Here is a 17,634-nt window from a genome sequence, read left to right as displayed (position 1 = left end):
GACGCTCGCATTGGGCGGTGTGAAATCCGGGCAGCTCGCGTGCGATATGCCAGGCACTGCCAGCATGATGCACAGCAACAGGAACGCGCTCCAGCGGCCGAAAATGCTACGGCCGAGCCCATGGCGCATCGCGTCGCGATGCTTCGACTCCGTATGCCACATGACTTGTCCCCTGCTTGCCCATCTTCCCAACGGGCGGGCGCCTGGCGGCGCATTCGTGAAAGCTGCCGTGGCTCGTGAACGAGCAGCCGCGGTACCGGACCCCTCCGCCGGCAGACTTCTGGCCTTGCCTGGCGGTCCTGCACCTACCCCCGTAAGTGCTTACCCTCCTTGGGCAAGCAGCGCGACATTGTGACCTGGCTCACGAAGTGCTTGTCAAGATGCCGGATCATGCGCAAAAGTTAAGCGATCCGGCCAGGGGCTCTTTTTGCCGGCATAACCAAGGGGGAAAACTCATGTCACAACCCTTTCTCGGGCAGATCATGCCCGTGGCGTTCAATTTCGCGCCCAGGGGATTCGCTTTCTGCAATGGACAGCTGCTGCCCATCGCGCAGAACCAGGCGCTGTTCTCGCTGCTGGGCACGTACTACGGCGGCAACGGCACCACGAATTTCCAGCTTCCCGATCTGCGCAGCCGCACGCCGCTGGGTTCCACCAATGGCCAGGACATCGGCCAGACCGGCGGCGTCGAGAACGTCACGCTGCTGACCGCCAATCTGCCTTCGCACAACCACGGCTTCAACGCCAGTACGGCCGCGGCGACTGCCATCGATCCCAGCAAGGGTCTGTTCGGCAACACCGGCTCTGAGCAGATCTACGGTGCCAACAGCGGTACGCAGATCGCGCTCAATGTGCTCGACAACGCGGGCCAGACGCTGCCGCATTCCAACCTGCAGCCATACCTGGTGCTGAATTTCTGCATCGCGCTTAACGGCATCTATCCTTCGCGCAGCTGACCGGAGCCACGCCATGTCTCAACCTTATGTTGGCGAAGTCCGCCTGTTTCCCTACAACTTCGCGCCCAATGGCTGGTTCGATTGCGATGGCCGCCTACTTTCCATCGCCGAGTACGAGGTGCTGTACACCTTGCTCGGCACGACCTACGGCGGCGATGGCGTGAACACATTCGGCCTGCCCAATCTGTGCGGTCGCGTGCCGATCCATCAGGGCACGGGGCTGGGTATGGGGACGTACGTGCTTGGCCAGATCGCCGGCACCGAGAACGTCACCTTGCTGTCCAACCAGATACCGGCGCATACCCATGCCTACTATGCCGTGAGTTCGGCTGGCAGCTCCACCGCGCCGTCCGCTACCTTGCAGCTTGGTGCCGTCAGCGGCGATGTGCTCTACACGACCAGCACGGCCAGCATTCCCAGCGTCGCCATGGCGAGTTCCGCCGTCGGTTCCATGGGCAACGGCCAGCCGCACGACAACACCATGCCGTCATTGGTCGCGCGCTTCTGCATCGCGTGGGCCGGCGTCTTCCCCTCGCAGGGCTGACGCTCATCGACCGATCACAAGGACCAACATCATGAGCGATCCCTTTCTTGGCGAGATCCAGATCTACGCTTTCAATTTTGCGCCTTACAACTGGGCCGCATGCTCGGGACAGTTGATGCCGATCCAGCAGAATACGGCTCTTTTCTCCCTGCTGGGCACCACCTTCGGCGGCAATGGCACGTCCAACTACCAGTTGCCGAACTACATCGGCAACGCCGCCTGCGGCCAGGGTTCGGGCGCCGGGCTGACGCCACGCGTCATGGGTGAAACCTTCGGCTCGGACAGTGTCACGCTGGTGACCAACACCATGCCGGCGCACAGCCATGCCGCGCGCATCTACAACCAGACCGATGCCACTAAGCGCACCGGCACGCCGGCCACCGGCAATGCCATCATCCCGTTGCAGAAGCCGGGCATGAAAGCATTCACCGCCGATGCCACGTTCAACACCACTTTTCCGCCCGCAACGATCGGCGTGGCGGGTGCCGGCGCGCCGCACGAGAACCAGCAGCCCTACCTCACGCTGAACTTCTGCATCTGCCTGTCGGGTGTCTTTCCGACGCGTCCGTGAGCACGGTTGATGCACTGAGCTTTCCCCTGTTGCGGGCAGCCTGGCTGCCCGCAACAGGGAAAGACCTTCCGCCGGGCTTGAGCTGGCGCGAAGCACAGAACCAGGACATTCCCTTCTTCCGTCGCCTCTACGCCGACGTACGCACAGCCGAACTCGCCGCAGTGCCATGGCCGGAAGCTCTTCGCCAGAACTTCCTCGACAGCCAGTTCGTGCTGCAGCACCAGCACTACACCGCCCACTACCAGCCGGCGGATTACCTGGTGATCGAGGATGCGGGCGAGCCCGTCGGCCGCCTGTATCTGCATCAGGACGGGCGCGAGGTCAACGTGATCGATATCGCGCTGCTCTCGGTGGCGCGTGGTCGCGGCATCGGCTCGGCACTGCTGAAACTGGTCCAGCAGACCGCGCAACGCGACGGCCTGGCCAGCGTCATGCTGCATGTCGAGCAGCGCAATGCCGGCGCGCGCCGGCTCTACGAGCGGATGGGTTTCGTCATCGAGGAAGACCTCGGCAGCCACCAGCGCATGCGCTGGAGGGCCACCGCGGCCGCGCTCAGTTGAACAGCGCCTGGTAGATGAAGCCGGTCTGGTCCCGCGCGACCGGCACCAGGAAAATGCCGAACTCGCCGATGGCGGCGTGCTTCATCTGGTAAATCTTCTGCGGGAACACGATCGCCGCCTCGTGGCGGAACAACAGCGAGAACGGCGAGCGCACCATGCCCTGGTACTGCTGCACCGGCAGCGGCCGCGCCTCCACCAGTGCGAACGGTGCATTGCCGTCGTGATCCAGGGCGACCGTGAAGGTCTCGCCCACGTGTCCCGCGAAATGTTCCAGAGCAAAGAATTGCATCGCGCCGCCCCCTGTACGCCGCTGATGGAATGGGCGCCGAGTGTCGCACAGAAGCGGCGCCGAATCGCGTGTCGGCAGCGCGCTATTGCATGTGCACCAGGCCGCTTCCGATGCCCTGGCACAGGCGCAGCGAAAGCTTGCGGCCACGCTCGACAAAGCGGCGCATCGCTTCGCCATGAGCAGGGGGCGCTGCCTCTTCCGCGTCGGCGGCACCGGCAAGCCGCTGCGCCAGCTGCGCATCGGCGACATGGCCGTGCAGGAACAATAGCGACGCCCACAGTGAAGGCCTTGACGTCTGCGAAAGCATGGATGGCGCTCCGTCAGTCATGGGTCGCGCCGCTCAGCGCGGTGGCGCGCATCGAAGTGCGCTCGGCAAAAGCCACATACCAAGCGGCCAGGCGCACACGGCCCGCGCGGAAGTCGTAGACCTCGCGGAACTCGATCCAGCTCAGCGCGGTGGCGAGCGCGATGGCGCCAAGGTCGATCGCCGCCGTGTCGATCTCACGTTCGAGGTAATCGCAGGCAGCGGCGATCTTGTCGCGATAAGCGTCGGCCAGCACCGGCCACCGCAAGGCCTCCGGCCGCCGCTCGAGATCCCAGCGCGCCGCGATGCCGGCATCGGCGATGCCTTGCGCCAGCGCCTGCGCGCACAGGACGCGATAGCGCGCGGCGCCATCGGCCGGGATCAGCTTCGGCCCGTCGTGCAGGTCGTCGAGGTATGCGCAGATCACGTTGGAATCGAACAGCACCGTGCCGTCGTCGAGCACCAGCACCGGCACCTTGCCCAGTGGATTCAACGCATACACGGCCTCGTTGCGCCGCGTGGGACTGGTTTCGTGATGGATCACTTCCAGGCGATCGGCCAGGCCGCTTTCGTGGGCGGCGACGAGCACCTTGCGGGCGTAGGGAGAGTGCGTCTGGTAGAGCAGTTTCATGGGATCAACCGATCGCGCAACGAAGGATGGATGTTCTTGCCGCACAGGACGGTGGCGACGAGGCGGCCGGCATGGCGCGCCGGCTCGGCCAGGATGCCGGCGACGCCCGCGGCCCCCGCGGGTTCGACCACCATCCCCAGGTGGCGCTGGATCAGGCGCATGGCGTCGAGCAGTTGCGCCTCGCTCACCGCGACGATGCGATCGCAGCAGCGCCGCAGCTGCGGCAGCCGCGAGGCGATCGGCACGCGCACCGCGATGCCGTCGGCGATCGTGTCGGCATGCGCGGTTTCGATCGCGCGTCCCGCTTCCAGCGACAGCTTCATCGACGGCGCGCCAGCGGCGACCACCGCCACGATCTCGACCGACGGCGCACGCGCGCGCAACACCGAGCCGATGCCTTCCAGCAGCGCGCCATTACCCAGCGGCACCAGCACCACCTCCGGTGCGGCTTCGGCCAGCAATTCCAGCGCGATGGTGGCGGCACCTTGCGCGATCGCGGGCTCGGCACCGTCTTCGACGAAGCGCAACCGATGCTCTTCCGCGTACTGGCGCGCGGCCGACTTCGCCGCGTCGAAATCCACACCGGCCAGACGCACCTCGGCGCCCAGCGCGCGCATCGCCTCGAGCTTCGCCGGATTGGCGGTCTGGGCCGCGAAGACCGTGCAGGCATGGCCGCGGCGCGTGGCTGCGCGCGCCAGCCCTTGGCCGAAGTTGCCAGCCGAAGCGGACACGATGGCCTCGCCGGAATTCAGCGCGGTGGCGACGAACCATTCCGTGCCGCGACCCTTGAACGAACCGATCGGGTTGTCGGTTTCATCCTTGCCCAGCAGTCGGCAACCCAGCGCGTCATCGAGGGCGGCCGCCCTGCGCAAGGGCGTATGCAGGAACACGGGATCGATCTGCGGCGAGGCGGCGAGAACGCCGTCGAGGTCCAATGAGAGGGTCATGCGATGCGCTCGCTTCGGTGGCGAAGGCTGACCATGCTAGGGTGGCGCCGCGCGGCAGGGCCGCGTCCGCCGGGAGGACGGCGGGTTTTCTACCCGATCTTCGACGAGGCGACGCGGCCATGCCCACCGCTCTGGACAAATTCGACCGCCGCATCCTGGCCATCCTGCAGACCGATGCGCGCCGCTCGGCCGAACTGATCGGCGCGGAGATCGGCCTGTCCGCCTCGGCGGTGCAGCGGCGCATCGTGCGCCTGCGCGAGGAGGGCGTGATCGTCGCCGAGGTGGCGATCGTCGATCCCAAGCGCGCGGGACGTCCGCTGACGCTGATCGTCGACGTGGAAGTGGAACGCGAGCGGCCCGAGCTGCTGGCGAGCCTCAAGCAATGGATCGCGGCCGAACCGGCGGTGCAGGAAGCCTGGTACGTCACCGGCGAAGGCGACTACGTGCTGGTGGTCAGCGCGCGCGATGTCGAGGACTACGACGCGCTGATGCAGAAGCTGGTGGCGGAGAACGCCAATGTGCGGCGGTTCCAGACGCGCGTGGCGCTGGGCACCTTGAAGCGCGGGGTGCTGGTACCGATCGAGGAGTAACCCCCCAATCTCCCTCTCCCCAGCGGAGAGAGGGTCGGGGTGAGGGGGACCTACGGAGCGTAGAAGCGGGAGCCTAAAAGCGAGCGACGCTTCGTCGATCCTCTTTGGCGAGCCCCGACCCTCATTCGCCTGCCGCCACGATCAAGGACTCGATTAACGCGGCAAGTCGAACACCAGCACCTCGGCGTCACCGCCGCCTTCCAGCTCGATCGACGCAACATCCTTCAACCGCAACGCATCGCCTGCGTCCAACACGGTGCCATTGACGGTCACGCTGCCGCGTGCCACGTGGACATAGCCGAGCCTGCCTTGCGCCAGCTCGAGCGCCAGCTTGTCGCCCGCCGCCAGGATCGATGCGTACAGGTACGCGTCCTGGTTCATCCGCAACGACCCGTCACGGCCGTCGGGCGACACGATCAGTCTCAGCTGGCCCCGCTTGGAAGCCTCGTCGAAGCGCTTCTCCTCGTAGCTGGGCTCGACGCCCTGCCGCTCCGGCATGATCCAGATCTGCAGGAAGTGCACCGGCTCCTTGGCGTCATGATTGAACTCGCTGTGGCGCACGCCGGTGCCCGCGCTCATGCGCTGCACGTCGCCATAGCGCAGCACCGAGCCGGTGCCCAGGCTGTCCTTGTGCTCCAGCGCGCCGCCGAGCACGTAGGAGATGATCTCCATGTTCTGGTGGCCGTGGGTGCCGAAGCCCTGGCCGCCGCTCACGCGGTCCTCGTTGATCACGCGCAGCGGGCCGAAGCCCATATGGCGCGGGTCGCAGTACTCGGCGAAGGAAAAGCTGTGGCGGGAGGACAGCCAGCCGTGCTCGGCGCGGCCACGTTCCTGGCTCTTGCGGACTTCCAACATGGGATGCCTCCGTAGTGATGTGCGATGGATTCGATGGCTTGCCGACCCGGGCCACCCAGCCCAAAGAAGCCTTGTTTTGCTTGCCATCGCGTCCTGATGGAGAGAGTATGGGCGCCCTCGCCGGCGCGGAAAAGCGAGTAGATTGCCGGCCTACCATCGAGAATTTCGAATGCTGCGCCTCAGCCTCGACGCCCTGCAGATCCTGGACGCCATCGACCGCCGCGGCTCCTTCGCCGCGGCCGGCAAGGAACTGCACAAAGTGCCCTCCACCATCTCCTACACCGTGGCCAAACTGGAGGAGGAACTGGGCGTGCAACTGTTCGAGCGCGCCGGCCCGCGCGCCGACCTGACCCAGGCCGGCAGCGTGCTGCTCAAGGAAGGCCGCCACCTGCTGCGCGCCGCGCAGGACCTGGAGGCGCGCGTGCGCCGCGTGGCCTCCGGCTGGGAGACCGAGTTCGCCATCGAGATCGACTCGATGTTCGCTCCGATCGCGCTGCGCGAGGACATCGAGGCGTTCTGCGCCGTGGCCGACCGCACCCGGCTGCGGGTGGGGCAGGAAGCGCTGTCGGGCACCTGGGAGGCGCTGCTGGAGCGCCGCGCCGACCTGCTGATCGGCGCCGCCGGCGAAGGCCCTTCCGGCGGCGGCTACGTGGCCGAGCCGATGGGCTCGCTGCCGTTCGTGTTCGCGGTGGCGCCGGAGCATCCGCTGGCCGCGCTCGACCGCCCGCTGGGCCGGCTGGACCTGCAGCAGTACCGCGCCATCGCCGTGGCCGACAGCGCACGCAAGCTGGTCTCGCGCACAGTGGGACTGGCCTTCGGGCAGGAGGCGATGACCGTGCCGGATATCCGCAGCAAACTGGATTTCCAGCGCGCGGGCCTGGGCTTCGGCTTCCTGCCGGAACCGTATGCGCGCCCCGCGATCCAGGCCGGCGAGCTGGTGGTGAAACAGGTGGAGGAACCCAAGCCGGCCGAGACCTTCTACCTGGCCTGGCGCACCGGCGAGGAAGGCGCCGCGCTGCGCTGGTGGATCGAGCGCTCGCGGCGGCCCGGCACGCTGGAGCGCCTGCTCGCGCTATCGTTCTGTAACTGACCGGATGACGGAGGCCGCCATGGCACCCTTCGGACGCGCATTGCGACGGCTGCGCCAGCTGCGCGGCATGAAACAGAGCCACCTGGCCGAGCTGCTCGGCGTCACCCAGTCCACCGTGTCGCGCTGGGAACGTGGCGACCTCGAGCTGTCCACGGCGCAGCGCCTGGCCGTGCAGCGCCTGCTGGAAGCGCGGCCGGACCCCGCGCAGGACGCCGCGCTGAAGCGGCTGGTGGAAACCTCGACGCAGAAGGTGCACCTGGTGTGCGACCGCACGCATCGACTGCTGGCCGTCTCGCCGGCGCGCTTCGCCGACTGGCGCCGTCCCGCCGGCGAGCTGCTGGGCACCTCGATGCTGGTCTACGCCACGCCGGAAATCCTCGCCGCCGAAGCCACGCTGGATGCGCGCGGCTGGTACGAGGATCGCCAGGGCTCGCTGCGCATCGCCACCGGCACCAATGCAGAGCTGCCGATCCGGCCCAGCACCGCGCTGTGGGAACGCATCGCGCTGGCGGACGGCAGCGTGGGACGGCTGGTCACGACGCTGAGCTGAGCGCCGCGCATAATTTATGCGTGGCGGGCGCACCGATACGCTCGCTACGCTCTTGCTCCCAGCACCACGGGAGCGAGCCATGACCATCCTGGTGACCGGCAGCGCCGGCCATCTCGGCGAGGCACTGATGCGCAGCCTGCGCGCCGCCTCGCGCGAGGCGATCGGCATCGACCTGAAAGCTTCGCCGTTCACGCACCGCACCGGCGACATCGCCGACCGCGCCTTCGTGCGCGAATCGATGCGCGGCGTGCACGCCGTGATCCACACCGCCACCCTGCACAAGCCGCACGTGGCCACGCATCCGGCGCAGCACTTCGTCGATACCAATATCAGCGGCACGCTGGCGCTGCTGGAGGAAGCGGTGGCGGCGGGCGTGCGGGCCTTCGTCTTCACCAGCACCACCAGCGTGTTCGGCGCGGCACTGACGCCGGCCGCGGACGCGCCGGCCGCATGGATCACCGAGTGCGTCGCGCCGGTGCCGAAGAACATCTACGGCACCACCAAGCTCGCCGCCGAGCAGCTGTGCGAGCTGTACCACCGGCGGCACGGGCTGCCGGTGCTGGTATTGCGCACGTCGCGCTTCTTTCCCGAAGCCGACGACGATGCCGCCAAGCGCGCCGCCTACGATCTCGCCAACGCGCAGGCCAACGAGCTGCTGTATCGACGCGCGGACATCGAGGACGTGGTCAACGCGCACCTGCTGGCGATCGAGCGTGCGCCGGCCCTGGGCTTCGGCCGCTACATCGTCTCGGCCACCACGCCGTTCGCACCGGAAGATCTCGCGCTGCTGCACCGCGATGCGCCGGCGGTGCTCCGGCGCCTGTTCCCTTCGTTCGAGGCGCTGTATGGCGCGCGCGGCTGGCGGATGTTCCCGCGCATCGACCGCGTCTACGTCAACGCGTCGGCGCGCCACGAGCTGGGCTGGCAGCCGCGCCATCATTTCGCCCAGGTGCTGGGCTGCCTGGCGGCGGAGCGCGAGTTCCGCAGCCCGCTGGCGCTGGCGGTGGGCGCGAAGGGCTATCACGCGACGACGTTCGGCGAGCTGCCTTATCCGGTGGACTGAAGCCGCCGCGCGTACTGCGCCGGCGTGCAGCCGACCAGGGCGCGGAAGTCGCGGATGAAATGCGCCTGGTCGAAGTAACCCAAGGACAACGCCAGCTCTACCCAATCGGCGGCCTGTCCCTGCTGCAATTGCGCGATAGCCTCGTGCAGGCGGTAGCGGTTGATCACCCACTTCGGGCCGATGCCGACGTAGTTCTTGAACAGGCGTTGCAGGGCGCGCGCGTTGAGCCCGATGCGTTCGCACAGCTGTTCGACGGCGGTGATGGAGCGGTCGCTGGCGATAGCGGCGACGAGGCCGGCGACGCGTTCGACGTTGGCATCCGCGGCGGGCAGGTGCGCCAGCAGCAGCCGTTCGGCGGCGGCCGTCATCGCGTCCATGTCGGCGGCGGCTAACACTTCAGCTTCGAAACGCTCGGCCGGCGCGCCGAACAGATCGCGCGCGGCGAGCGAACCGTCCATCAGCTTCGCCACTTCGGCGCTGTAGAACGGACGGAAGCCGCCGGGCCGGAACTTGATGCCGAAAACCCGGCCCTGTCCTTCGAGCACGCGCACGAAGCGCCCCTGGTGCACACCATAGAGCCGCGCCTGCGGCGGCTCGACCACCAGGTGGACGCTCGGATGCGGCAGGGTTTCCTGCGTCTGCGGCGGCAGGCCGCGCAGATCCCAGGCGACAAACCAGTAATGCTCGATCAGGCCCGCCAGGACGGCGCCGGGCGGGCGGCGTTCGTGCCGGAACTCGCCCTGCGGCAGGCGCGGGTGCAGTACGCCGCGCGGCTCGGGTGCCGGCGCGCTCATGGCTGTCGCGTTTTTCCAATCATCGAAAGGGGCCTCCTGTTGCAATGCCGGTCCAGGCGGCGATCGTCCGCGCCGGTGGAGCACACTATGTTCCCTCGATGTCCCTTGCAGCTGGCCGTCGCCATCGTCGCCCTGGTGGCGGCGCCGGCGATGGCCCACGATCCGGAGAGCAGCATGCAGCACGCCCAAGGCACGTTCGACGTCAAGCTCGCGGCACAGCCGTCCGCACCCGGCATCGAAGCCGCGGCGCTGGGCCGGCAGACCATCGACAAGCGCTTCCACGGCGACCTGGACGGCAGCAGCCTGGGCGAGATGCTGGCGGTGATGGACCGGGCCACCGGCTCCGGCGCCTATGTCGCGCTGGAGCGGGTCACCGGCACGCTGGGCGGGAAACACGGCAGCTTCGTGCTGATGCACAGCGCGACGATGACGCGCGGTACGCCGGCGCTGGCGGTGACGGTGGTGCCCGATTCCGGCACCGATGAACTGGCAGGGCTGAGCGGGACGCTGGTCATCCATATCGACGCCAAGGGCGGGCATTCCTACACGTTCGACTACAGCATGCCTACGGAGTGAGACCCCGTAGGTTGGGGTGAGCCGCAGGCGAACCCCAACATGGCACCACCCATGCGCATCGCACTGTTGGGGTTCGCCTGCGGCTCACCCCAACCTACGCCAGTTACCGGATGCCTCCACGGCGCAAGCGGTAATCAGGGCGAGATCGGTCCTGTTTATCCGCTAACCTGCGCGCCATGTACCGCTCCGCCACCCGAGCCCTGGCCGTGCTGGAGCTGCTCCAGACGCACCGCCGCATCAGCGGCGCGGAGATCGCGCAACGGCTGGGCGTGGACGCGCGCACGGTGCGCCGCTACATCGCCGCGCTGGAGGAACTGGGCATTCCGGTTACCGCCGAGCGCGGCCGCTACGGCGCCTACCTGCTGATCGCCGGCTTCAAGCTGCCGCCGATGATGTTCACCGACGACGAAGCGCTGGCGCTGTCGGTGGGCCTGCTGGCGGCGCGCGGCATGGGGCTGACCGAGGCCTCCGCCGCGGTGGCCAGCGCGCAGGCCAAGCTCGAGCGGGTGATGCCGGAGCGGCTGATGGCGCGCACGCGCGCGGTGGCCGATACGGTGATGCTCGACCTGGCGCGCTCGTCCGCCCCCGGCGCCAGCGACACGCTGTTCGCCCTGAGCGCCGCCGCGCAGCAATGCCGGCGGGTGCGCCTGCGCTATCGCAGCTCCGCCGACATGGAGACGGAGCGCGAGGTCGATCCCTATGGCCTCGCGCACAGCGGGGGCTTCTGGTACGTCGCCGGCCACTGCCATCTACGGCGGGGACTGCGCTCGTTCCGCCTCGATCGCGTGGCCGACGTCGCGGCGCAGGAAACGCTGTTCCTGCGACCGCGGGATTTCGACGCCGTCGCGCACCTCACCTTCAGCCTGGCCACCCTGCCGCGCGCGCATACCGCCGAAGTGCTCCTGCACACCACCCTGCAGGAAGCGCTGGAACGGCTGGGCGGCACGATGGGCCTGTTCGAGCCGGTCGACGGCGGCGTGCTGCTGCGCGCGCAGATCGACGGGCTGGACTGGTTCGCGCGCCAGCTGGCGCGACAGCCGTTCGATTTCACCGTGCGCGCACCGGAAGCCTTGCGCGCCGCAGTGCGCGCGTTGAGCGCACGCCTGGGCGAACTGGCCGGGCGCGAAGCTTGACGGCCCAGCGCTCAGAAATTGATGCGCAGGCCCGCACCGAACGATCCGCCCGTGCTGCCGCCGCCGGCCAGGCGCCGCTGCACGCCTGCATGCGCATAGACATCCACCGTGCGATGCACCTTGATGGTCAGGCCGGTGCTCAGCCGCAAGGCGCTGCCGTTGCGCACGGCGGCGGCATCGACCGATGAAGCGCTGGCCGGCGCGGCACGGCTCCGTCCCGCGAACTGCCGTTCGAGCTCGGCCTGCAGATAAGGGACGAAGCGCTCATTGTCGATGCGCGCGATACGCACACCGAGGCGCGCCGTGGCCTGGCGTGTACGGATAGTGCCGATGCCGCGCGCCACGCGTGTACGCAACGACTGGTAGGTCAGCTGGACCTGCGGCTCGACGATCAAGTTATCGCCGAGCGGCAGCGGGGCGCCGGCTTCCGCCGAGAGCGTCCATTGGCCGGTCCGGATTTTCGCGACGCCGCGTGCCCGGCCGGTGCCGCTGGCGCGCCTTATGCCGGCGTCCACGTAGGCGCCGTTCTCGCCATGGCGGGTATACCAGGCGGCGAGGCCGCGGATGTCGTTGTCGATACCTGTCGTGCGCCCGGGCCTGACCCGCAGCGTCCCCCGATCCAACGCCCAGCCCGCACGCTGATGAGCGCCGCCGTCATTCCAGTAGGCCACGTTGCCGCCGAGCTGCAGCGCAGCGGCGCGCGAACGCGCAGCATGGAAGCCGCCGACATGCTCGAACATGCCATGGACATTCCGCATGAAGACTTCGCCGCCGACATCGCGCACGGGCATCACCTGGCGGATCTCGCCGAGCCGGCGGTGCAGGCCGTCCATGAGCAGGCCACCCTGGGCCAGCTGTGCAGCGGACCCTATCGCGGCATTCGCATCGGCGTCGGCGAAAGGTGCGCAGGCATGGGCAGCCTGGAACACCCATGGCACGCATAGCCATCCCGCGCCTGCCACTGCGCGGCGATGCCTTCCACGCCACGGGCCGCGCAAAGCTTCTGGAGCACGCGCGATCCTCATCGCATCGCCTCTCGATGATCCGTCGCCGGATGGGATCTGGCATCTCGCTCGATGGTGGCGAGCACGCGCCGCACACGGTCGCAGGTCGATCGCCGGTAGGCCTCCTGCTGCCCCTTCGCGATGACGGCCTCATGCTGCTTCGCCGCTGCTTGCCCGGCCATGAGGAAGAGCGCCTTGCGCTGCGGATCGTCCTTGACCACCCATTCGCTGTACGCCGCAAACTTGGCCAGCTCCACGGCCGGGAGCCTGCAGACGTCGCGCGCCGCCACCATGACCATGCCGGCGTCGAAGACATCGTCGGCGCTCGGTTGATCCGCAGCAGCGGCCTCGGCCATGTCGCCGAGCGTAGCAGCGGCGACTTCCGGCATCGGCGGCGCCTCGGCCAGGGCGATGCGGTGATCGTCCGGCGAGCGGCAACCGGAGCATGCCGTCGCCAGTACGGCCAGGACCATGATGTTGCGCATGAAGCTTCACCTCGCTGGATAAAACGCCAGGGTGCGATGGCGGCCAGGGCCGCATCGGCGCTGCGTATCTGATTCGTCAGCCGGACCCGTTGCCGCCCGGCTCCCAGGTCATCACGGGCTGGACCACCTCCATCACCCAGGCGCGATCGATCAGTCCGAAGTAGCGGCTATCGAACGAACGGCCGTTGGTATCGGACATCACCCATAGCTGCGAGGGCGCCAGCCGCAATTGCGTGGGCGAAGGCCCGGGCAGGGGCAGGCCAGCCGCATCGGTGGCGAGACGGGCGCTGAGCGGCAACAGCCGCCCATCGACTCGCACGCCATCGTCATGCGCGGAGACCCAATCACCGCCGATCGCGGCCACCCGCTTGAGCATCGGCAGATAACCGTTGGGGCAGACGTCGCCCGCGTGCAGATAGCCGCGCTCCATCGCCAGGGCGATCGCCCCGGTGCGCGGCGGACAGAAGCGCACGTAAGCACCGCGCTGCACCGACTGCTTCACCACCCGGTACACACCCAGCGGCAGGCTGCGCGTGTAGTTCAGGCGCAAGCCCGCGGCATAGCCGGCTTCGAGCAGGACCAGCATGGCCACCATCGCCGCAAACAGCGCGGTCCCGGCGCGGCGCGGCCAGCTTGCGCCTGTAAACGGCACAGACGATGCCATCTCAGCGAAACGTGACGCGCACGGCGACCGGTCGATGGATCCGCCCGGCCGTGACAGCGCCGGCGGTGCGTTCCAGCCGCGCGCGGAACGGATAGCTGGCACCCGTACCTATGGCGGCGAACTCACGCGACTGGCCCGGCACCATGCGAAAAGCACCGTCGCCCGTCTCGATGGCGATGCCGTAGCCGCCCGGGCCGGTCGCATTCATATAGAACAGCGTCGCGTTGTTCACATCGGCGTCCGCCGCCGTGCCGAAGGTGATGTCGGTCAGCAGGTCGGCCGGATTCGCGCATGCCGCCATGGTCAGGCGGAAGGTCTGCCAGCCTGGTGTGACCTTGCCGTTGCGCAGATCCGATACGAGGTAATTCCCTAGCGAGACGTCCTGGTTGAGCGAGCCGGTCTCGATCGAGCAGGCCGGACGGATCAGTTCCAGGCGCTCCATTTTCACCGGATTGATGATCCGGTTAGGCGTGAATGCCGCCGCGTCGGGCACCCAGATCCTGCCCAGGCGGCCGTTCACGGTGGTATCCGCCAGACCGTATCTGACGGACCCGCCGGTACGGACATATTCCGCATAGAAGAACGTCTGCCATCTGGACTCTCCCCCAGGAAACGACTTCATGGCCTTGCGCGGCAGGACGGCATAGCCCGCGTCGCCCTGAGTCTTGGCAAACAGCCGGATGCCCAGGCCGGACGGCTGTCCGCCGACGGTGATCTCGCGGATATCGCCGGAGACCAGTCCATCGCCCTGCAGCTCCATGCTGACCTCGGTCGTGGTCGGCGCGGTGCATTGGATTCGCGCCGTGGCGCTGTCCGCCATGGTGGTCCGGATCGGCGAACCCGCAGGCAGATCGCCATCCACCAGGATGCCGGCCGGTCGATTGACCGCGAAGGGCGGCGTATAGGTCACCGTGCATGCCGCGCTCGCGCTACGCGCATGGCAGACGCCGGCGAGGCATGCACCCAGGAATACGAATCGAGCCATGGTCATGCTGCATCTCCGCTGTCGGGCACGTCGGCCACGCCGGTTTCACCATGCCGATGGGCGGTGACGTCATCGACCATGTGAGTGGTGAACTGCCTGCCCAGCCACTGGTTCCATCGCCATGCCTTGTGCATCAACTGGGCGCGGTAGCGTGCGTTGTGCCGCGGCGTGCGCGAGTGATAGTTGGCGGCGCGCGTCCACAGGTCGCCGCGATCGCTGCGCAGATGCCCGCGCAGGCGCCATGCCGCCAGCTGATAGGGATAGATCACGCGGGTACCCAGGATGACGACCTCGGCTTCGCTGCGGCTTGCGCAGAACAACGCGAGCAGGAAGAGGCCGGCCAGATGGCGATGTGTCGTGTTCTTCATGAGTCGTCTCGTTCGTACAGGTCGCGGGCGGCGCTTGCGCCGCCCGCGTGCCGGCCAGGCCGGACTCAGTCGTAGTAGGCCTCGTAGATGACGTCGGAGCGGAAATTGCCCGCGGTCGCCACGCCCGTGGCGTAGTACTGCACGCCGAACTTGAGCGAGGTCGGCCCGGTGGTGGCCAGGGTCACGTCCTTGCGCGCGTGGTTGGTGAGGTTGATCAGGTTGTTGCCGTCGTCGAGCATCTGCATCTCGACGTTCTGCGCGCCGGTGAAGCCGAGTACGTTCTTCATACGGCCGTCGATGTTGACGCTGGGGCTGCTGCCGACGAAGCGGAAGTGCGCCTTGGTGATCGTGGCGCTGGCGCAGGAACCGCCCTTGCCGTCGCTGAAGGTCACCTCGTAGCCCTTGCGGTTGGCGGTCTTGCCGCTCGCGTTGAGGGTGGAGGTCAGCACCGGATCCAGCGACACGGAGAAGTTGGCGAACGCGCCGTTGCTGCCGCTGCCGCCGGATACGACACAGGTCATATTGCTCACCGTTCCCAGAAAGGTGATCAGCCCCGTATCGGCGCTGGCCGATGCGGCGACGACGAGGCCCAGGCCGAGCGCGGCCATCTTGATGTGCTTCATGGTGACTCCATGGGTGAAGTGGGGGTGGGGTTGTTGCTGCCGCGCTGCGGCGTTGCTCGTCGTCCGTCCATGGTGGCAACGGCGACAAAGTCGTTCGGCGTGCTGCCGTGCTGTGCGGAATGACTGCGCGATGCGGTCGGCACGCCACCGTTCTCCGTCGAGATCAGATGGCCAAATGATAGGTAACCCTTTCGGGCGTCAGCCATAGTAGGAGTTGCAAAGTGGGTGCGGTTTTTCTTGCTTCCGCGCTTTTAAGATGACTCCGATCGTCAATCCGACGATCCATCCGCAAGCTCTGCGGCCTTGTCGTTTGCCCACAAATCTTGCGCTGACTCGCCACACACGAATGGGCGGCCTTGGCATATCGCCGGACCATGCAGCCGTCGCGGCGGCGCAGGCGCGATGATCCGTGCGATCGGCAAGCCGGCGCGATCTTTCTTCGGTATCGAAGGCAGAGATTTTTCGCTACCGATTCGTCGCGGCGTCAGCCGGAAAAACCCTCACGCCGCAGGAAATCGAACAGCTCCACGTCGTTGCGAAGACCCAGCTTGCGCGCCGCGTCGCTCTTCTGCTTGCTGATGGTGGTGATGCCGCGATTGAGCCGCAGCGCGATGTCCTTCACCCGCAGGCCCTTGGCGAGCAGGCGCAGTACTTCCGCTTCGCGCGGCGACAGCGCGCGGTACCCCGGCGGCCGGAAGCCGGCCTGGGCCAGCTGCCTGCGCAATGAAGCGCTGATATAGGCGCTGCCGCGCTCCGCGGCCTGGATGGCGGCCGGCAGCTCGGCCATGGACGAGGCCTTGTCGAGCAGGCCCAGCACGCCACTGGCATATACCGTGCGCAGGACGCTGGCGTTGCTGGTCATGCTGAGCACCAGCACGGGAAGCTCCGGATGATTGCGGCAGATGCGCTCGATCATGGCGTAGCCGTCGATGTGCTGCGTGCCGGGCATGGACAGGTCGGTGACCAGCAGGTCGAAGCTCTGCTCCGACAGCAGCTGGAAGAGTTCGTCCACGGTGCCCGTCTCCGCGACTACCTGCCCCAACGCATGGACTTCGATGATGGCCCGCACGCCGATGCGCACGACGGGGTGATCGTCGGCGAGGAGGATCCGCTGGAACATGATCGAAGGGAGCTCGGAAGACGAACGCTTACTAGCTTAGGTGCGGGCTTTCGCGCTGCGTAGAGAGGCGTTGTCCGAAAATGGCAGCTTGTTGCAAGCGCCTGACGATCGTGTTTTGGTACCCGATCGTGCGGCACGGGGAGTGCGACCATCCTCCATCGCCGGGCACGGCCCGGATCTCCCACCGCCCGGCGGCGCCGGGCATCCCAGCAGGAGCAGATCATGCGCATGCGTCATCGCTTTCTCGTCCTCGCCAGCGTGCTGGCGATCGCCGTCCCCGCGGCCGCCCAGACCGGGCTCGGCTATTTGGCGAATAAGCTGGATATCGCGATGAAGAACTTCGATGCGGCGGACCGCAACCACGACGGCCTGCTCAGCAAGGAGGAGGCACAGAACGGCAACGTGCCCTTCATCGCCAGGCATTTCGACCAGATCGACCGCGAGCATCGCGGGCACGTGTCCAAGGAGGATGTGGGGAATTACCTGAAATCGCTGACCAGGCCGGCGCCGGCGGCTTCCGGCGGGAAGCCTTGATGCCCGGCGAGCGAATCCATTCCATATTAGCGGCAGCCGGATGAGGGTCGGGCGGAGCGGTGCACATCACTCTTGCGCTCCGCCCGTACCCTCACCCCAACCCCTCTCTCCCACGGGGACTACCTTCGGGTCGCCGGAGGGAGAGGGGCTCTGCGTCGCTACGCACAGACGCTGCGGATATCCCTCAATCTCAAAGTTGGAACCCTTCTCCCGCCGGGAGCACGCGGGGAGCGCACATGGATGTGCGCGGCTCTGAGGAGCGAGGAAGGTGCCGGCAGGCGGATGAGGGTGCGGGCGGAGCGGTGCACATCACTCTTGCGCTTCGCCCGTACCCTCACCCCAACCCCTCTCCCGAAGGGAGAGGGGCTCTGCGTTGTGGCGCGCACAAACGCTGCGAC

The 17,634-nt window shown here is 67.5% G+C and carries 23 protein-coding genes and 1 pseudogene; 12 read left to right on the top strand and 12 right to left on the bottom strand.

The features are described 5' to 3' along the window. Positions 1 to 455: 455 nt before the first annotated feature. The 4 genes from BM172_RS20585 to BM172_RS20570 all read left to right on the top strand — a co-directional run bounded on the left by BM172_RS20585 (position 456) and on the right by BM172_RS20570 (position 2,631). On the top strand, positions 456 to 956 hold the full coding sequence (locus tag BM172_RS20585) for a phage tail protein (protein ID WP_026634805.1): 501 nt from the start codon (positions 456 to 458) through the stop codon (positions 954 to 956). Between the two features lie 13 nt (positions 957 to 969). Further along, complete coding sequence (locus BM172_RS20580) at positions 970 to 1,500, top strand: phage tail protein (RefSeq protein ID WP_026634804.1); 531 nt, start codon at positions 970 to 972, stop codon at positions 1,498 to 1,500. A gap of 31 nt (positions 1,501 to 1,531) precedes the next feature. After that, positions 1,532 to 2,071: a phage tail protein gene (locus tag BM172_RS20575; protein ID WP_026634803.1), complete on the top strand. Its 540-nt coding sequence runs from the start codon at positions 1,532 to 1,534 to the stop codon at positions 2,069 to 2,071. A gap of 77 nt (positions 2,072 to 2,148) precedes the next feature. After that, positions 2,149 to 2,631 carry a GNAT family N-acetyltransferase gene (locus BM172_RS20570; RefSeq protein WP_035323078.1) on the top strand — a complete coding sequence of 161 codons (483 nt, stop codon included), beginning with the start codon at positions 2,149 to 2,151 and terminating at the stop codon, positions 2,629 to 2,631. Here BM172_RS20570 and BM172_RS20565 read toward each other — a convergent pair. Beyond that, positions 2,624 to 2,920, bottom strand: coding sequence for a DUF6916 family protein (locus BM172_RS20565; RefSeq protein WP_026634801.1), 297 nt, complete (start codon positions 2,918 to 2,920; stop codon positions 2,624 to 2,626). The genes BM172_RS20570 and BM172_RS20565 overlap by 8 nt on opposite strands. Before the next feature lie 40 nt (positions 2,921 to 2,960). Between BM172_RS20565 and BM172_RS20560 the strand changes: the two genes are divergently transcribed. Further along, complete coding sequence (locus BM172_RS20560) at positions 2,961 to 3,188, top strand: hypothetical protein (RefSeq protein WP_026634800.1); 228 nt, start codon at positions 2,961 to 2,963, stop codon at positions 3,186 to 3,188. A 52-nt stretch (positions 3,189 to 3,240) separates the two neighbouring features. Here the strand turns inward: BM172_RS20560 and BM172_RS20555 are convergent, their stop codons facing one another. Then, entirely contained in the window at positions 3,241 to 3,855 is a 615-nt protein-coding gene (locus BM172_RS20555) for a glutathione S-transferase family protein (RefSeq protein WP_026634799.1), read from the bottom strand. Continuing rightward, positions 3,852 to 4,802, bottom strand: a complete 951-nt coding sequence (locus tag BM172_RS20550; RefSeq protein ID WP_026634798.1) for a threonine ammonia-lyase — start codon at positions 4,800 to 4,802, stop codon at positions 3,852 to 3,854. Before BM172_RS20550 ends, BM172_RS20555 begins: the two co-directional genes overlap by 4 nt. A gap of 119 nt (positions 4,803 to 4,921) precedes the next feature. On the opposite strand from BM172_RS20550, the gene BM172_RS20545 reads away from it, so the two are divergent. Then, entirely contained in the window at positions 4,922 to 5,392 is a 471-nt protein-coding gene (locus BM172_RS20545; RefSeq protein WP_026634797.1) for an Lrp/AsnC family transcriptional regulator, read from the top strand. A 153-nt stretch (positions 5,393 to 5,545) separates the two neighbouring features. On the opposite strand, the gene BM172_RS20540 is transcribed toward BM172_RS20545, so the two are convergent. Then, positions 5,546 to 6,247 carry a pirin family protein gene (locus BM172_RS20540; protein WP_026634796.1) on the bottom strand — a complete coding sequence of 234 codons (702 nt, stop codon included), beginning with the start codon at positions 6,245 to 6,247 and terminating at the stop codon, positions 5,546 to 5,548. 172 nt (positions 6,248 to 6,419) lie between these two features. On the opposite strand from BM172_RS20540, the gene BM172_RS20535 reads away from it, so the two are divergent. The 3 genes from BM172_RS20535 (at position 6,420) to BM172_RS20525 (ending at position 8,950) form a co-directional block, all read left to right on the top strand. Next, positions 6,420 to 7,337 carry a LysR substrate-binding domain-containing protein gene (locus BM172_RS20535; RefSeq protein WP_197022858.1) on the top strand — a complete coding sequence of 306 codons (918 nt, stop codon included), beginning with the start codon at positions 6,420 to 6,422 and terminating at the stop codon, positions 7,335 to 7,337. 19 nt (positions 7,338 to 7,356) lie between these two features. Beyond that, positions 7,357 to 7,887: a helix-turn-helix transcriptional regulator gene (locus BM172_RS20530; protein WP_026634794.1), complete on the top strand. Its 531-nt coding sequence runs from the start codon at positions 7,357 to 7,359 to the stop codon at positions 7,885 to 7,887. Between the two features lie 79 nt (positions 7,888 to 7,966). After that, the gene (locus BM172_RS20525; protein WP_026634793.1) at positions 7,967 to 8,950 is read left to right on the top strand and encodes an NAD-dependent epimerase/dehydratase family protein; all 984 of its coding nucleotides are present in this window, start codon (positions 7,967 to 7,969) and stop codon (positions 8,948 to 8,950) included. On the opposite strand, the gene BM172_RS20520 is transcribed toward BM172_RS20525, so the two are convergent. Next, positions 8,935 to 9,744: a helix-turn-helix domain-containing protein gene (locus BM172_RS20520; RefSeq protein ID WP_026634792.1), complete on the bottom strand. Its 810-nt coding sequence runs from the start codon at positions 9,742 to 9,744 to the stop codon at positions 8,935 to 8,937. The two genes, BM172_RS20525 and BM172_RS20520, sit on opposite strands and share 16 nt — an antisense overlap. Before the next feature lie 105 nt (positions 9,745 to 9,849). On the opposite strand from BM172_RS20520, the gene BM172_RS20515 reads away from it, so the two are divergent. Beyond that, positions 9,850 to 10,320 (top strand): DUF3224 domain-containing protein, encoded by a 471-nt coding sequence (locus BM172_RS20515; protein ID WP_342741474.1) that lies wholly within the window; start codon positions 9,850 to 9,852, stop codon positions 10,318 to 10,320. Positions 10,321 to 10,496: 176 nt separating this feature from the next. Further along, positions 10,497 to 11,453: a helix-turn-helix transcriptional regulator gene (locus BM172_RS20510; protein WP_026634790.1), complete on the top strand. Its 957-nt coding sequence runs from the start codon at positions 10,497 to 10,499 to the stop codon at positions 11,451 to 11,453. 11 nt (positions 11,454 to 11,464) lie between these two features. Here BM172_RS20510 and BM172_RS20505 read toward each other — a convergent pair whose 3' ends face one another. The 7 genes and pseudogenes from BM172_RS20505 to BM172_RS20475 all read right to left on the bottom strand — a co-directional run bounded on the left by BM172_RS20505 (position 11,465) and on the right by BM172_RS20475 (position 16,702). After that, on the bottom strand, positions 11,465 to 12,478 hold the full coding sequence (locus BM172_RS20505) for an autotransporter outer membrane beta-barrel domain-containing protein (protein ID WP_081805128.1): 1,014 nt from the start codon (positions 12,476 to 12,478) through the stop codon (positions 11,465 to 11,467). Beyond that, positions 12,475 to 12,942, bottom strand: a complete 468-nt coding sequence (locus tag BM172_RS20500; protein WP_026634787.1) for a hypothetical protein — start codon at positions 12,940 to 12,942, stop codon at positions 12,475 to 12,477. Before BM172_RS20500 ends, BM172_RS20505 begins: the two co-directional genes overlap by 4 nt. Positions 12,943 to 13,018: 76 nt before the next feature. Next, on the bottom strand, positions 13,019 to 13,606 hold the full coding sequence (traF, locus tag BM172_RS20495) for a conjugative transfer signal peptidase TraF (protein ID WP_081805127.1): 588 nt from the start codon (positions 13,604 to 13,606) through the stop codon (positions 13,019 to 13,021). A 1-nt stretch (position 13,607) separates the two neighbouring features. Continuing rightward, the gene (locus tag BM172_RS20490) at positions 13,608 to 14,597 is read right to left on the bottom strand and encodes a fimbrial protein (protein ID WP_026634785.1); all 990 of its coding nucleotides are present in this window, start codon (positions 14,595 to 14,597) and stop codon (positions 13,608 to 13,610) included. Positions 14,598 to 14,674: 77 nt separating this feature from the next. Then, positions 14,675 to 14,854: pseudogene (locus tag BM172_RS22835) on the bottom strand (hypothetical protein); the annotation flags it as partial. 170 nt (positions 14,855 to 15,024) lie between these two features. After that, a complete protein-coding gene (locus BM172_RS20480; protein ID WP_026634783.1) occupies positions 15,025 to 15,582 on the bottom strand; it encodes a fimbrial protein in 558 nt (185 codons plus the stop codon). Between the two features lie 484 nt (positions 15,583 to 16,066). Further along, complete coding sequence (locus BM172_RS20475) at positions 16,067 to 16,702, bottom strand: response regulator (protein ID WP_026634782.1); 636 nt, start codon at positions 16,700 to 16,702, stop codon at positions 16,067 to 16,069. A 222-nt stretch (positions 16,703 to 16,924) separates the two neighbouring features. Here BM172_RS20475 and BM172_RS20470 point away from each other — a divergent pair, with 222 nt between their 5' ends. Then, on the top strand, positions 16,925 to 17,236 hold the full coding sequence (locus BM172_RS20470; protein ID WP_231504173.1) for an EF-hand domain-containing protein: 312 nt from the start codon (positions 16,925 to 16,927) through the stop codon (positions 17,234 to 17,236). Positions 17,237 to 17,634: the final 398 nt, after the last annotated feature.

The sequence above is a fragment of the Dyella marensis genome (assembly GCF_900112865.1).
Lineage (GTDB): Bacteria > Pseudomonadota > Gammaproteobacteria > Xanthomonadales > Rhodanobacteraceae > Dyella_D > Dyella_D marensis_A.
Note: the sequence above shows the minus strand (reverse complement) of the source record. Positions and strands in the feature narration are given on the sequence as shown.

Excerpts from the sequence above, each read along its gene's own strand:
- BM172_RS20585 (WP_026634805.1), top strand. The coding sequence starts at position 456 with ATGTCACAACCCTTTCTCGGGCAGATCATGCCCGTGGCGTTCAATTTC.
- BM172_RS20580 (WP_026634804.1), top strand. The coding sequence starts at position 970 with ATGTCTCAACCTTATGTTGGCGAAGTCCGCCTGTTTCCCTACAACTTC.
- BM172_RS20575 (WP_026634803.1), top strand. The coding sequence starts at position 1,532 with ATGAGCGATCCCTTTCTTGGCGAGATCCAGATCTACGCTTTCAATTTT.
- BM172_RS20565 (WP_026634801.1), bottom strand. The coding sequence starts at position 2,920 with ATGCAATTCTTTGCTCTGGAACATTTCGCGGGACACGTGGGCGAGACC.
- BM172_RS20555 (WP_026634799.1), bottom strand. The coding sequence starts at position 3,855 with ATGAAACTGCTCTACCAGACGCACTCTCCCTACGCCCGCAAGGTGCTC.
- BM172_RS20550 (WP_026634798.1), bottom strand. The coding sequence starts at position 4,802 with ATGACCCTCTCATTGGACCTCGACGGCGTTCTCGCCGCCTCGCCGCAG.
- BM172_RS20545 (WP_026634797.1), top strand. The coding sequence starts at position 4,922 with ATGCCCACCGCTCTGGACAAATTCGACCGCCGCATCCTGGCCATCCTG.
- BM172_RS20540 (WP_026634796.1), bottom strand. The coding sequence starts at position 6,247 with ATGTTGGAAGTCCGCAAGAGCCAGGAACGTGGCCGCGCCGAGCACGGC.
- BM172_RS20530 (WP_026634794.1), top strand. The coding sequence starts at position 7,357 with ATGGCACCCTTCGGACGCGCATTGCGACGGCTGCGCCAGCTGCGCGGC.
- BM172_RS20525 (WP_026634793.1), top strand. The coding sequence starts at position 7,967 with ATGACCATCCTGGTGACCGGCAGCGCCGGCCATCTCGGCGAGGCACTG.
- BM172_RS20520 (WP_026634792.1), bottom strand. The coding sequence starts at position 9,744 with ATGAGCGCGCCGGCACCCGAGCCGCGCGGCGTACTGCACCCGCGCCTG.
- BM172_RS20510 (WP_026634790.1), top strand. The coding sequence starts at position 10,497 with ATGTACCGCTCCGCCACCCGAGCCCTGGCCGTGCTGGAGCTGCTCCAG.
- BM172_RS20505 (WP_081805128.1), bottom strand. The coding sequence starts at position 12,478 with ATGAGGATCGCGCGTGCTCCAGAAGCTTTGCGCGGCCCGTGGCGTGGA.
- BM172_RS20500 (WP_026634787.1), bottom strand. The coding sequence starts at position 12,942 with ATGCGCAACATCATGGTCCTGGCCGTACTGGCGACGGCATGCTCCGGT.
- traF (WP_081805127.1), bottom strand. The coding sequence starts at position 13,606 with ATGGCATCGTCTGTGCCGTTTACAGGCGCAAGCTGGCCGCGCCGCGCC.
- BM172_RS20490 (WP_026634785.1), bottom strand. The coding sequence starts at position 14,597 with ATGACCATGGCTCGATTCGTATTCCTGGGTGCATGCCTCGCCGGCGTC.
- BM172_RS20480 (WP_026634783.1), bottom strand. The coding sequence starts at position 15,582 with ATGAAGCACATCAAGATGGCCGCGCTCGGCCTGGGCCTCGTCGTCGCC.
- BM172_RS20475 (WP_026634782.1), bottom strand. The coding sequence starts at position 16,702 with ATGTTCCAGCGGATCCTCCTCGCCGACGATCACCCCGTCGTGCGCATC.
- BM172_RS20470 (WP_231504173.1), top strand. The coding sequence starts at position 16,925 with ATGCGCATGCGTCATCGCTTTCTCGTCCTCGCCAGCGTGCTGGCGATC.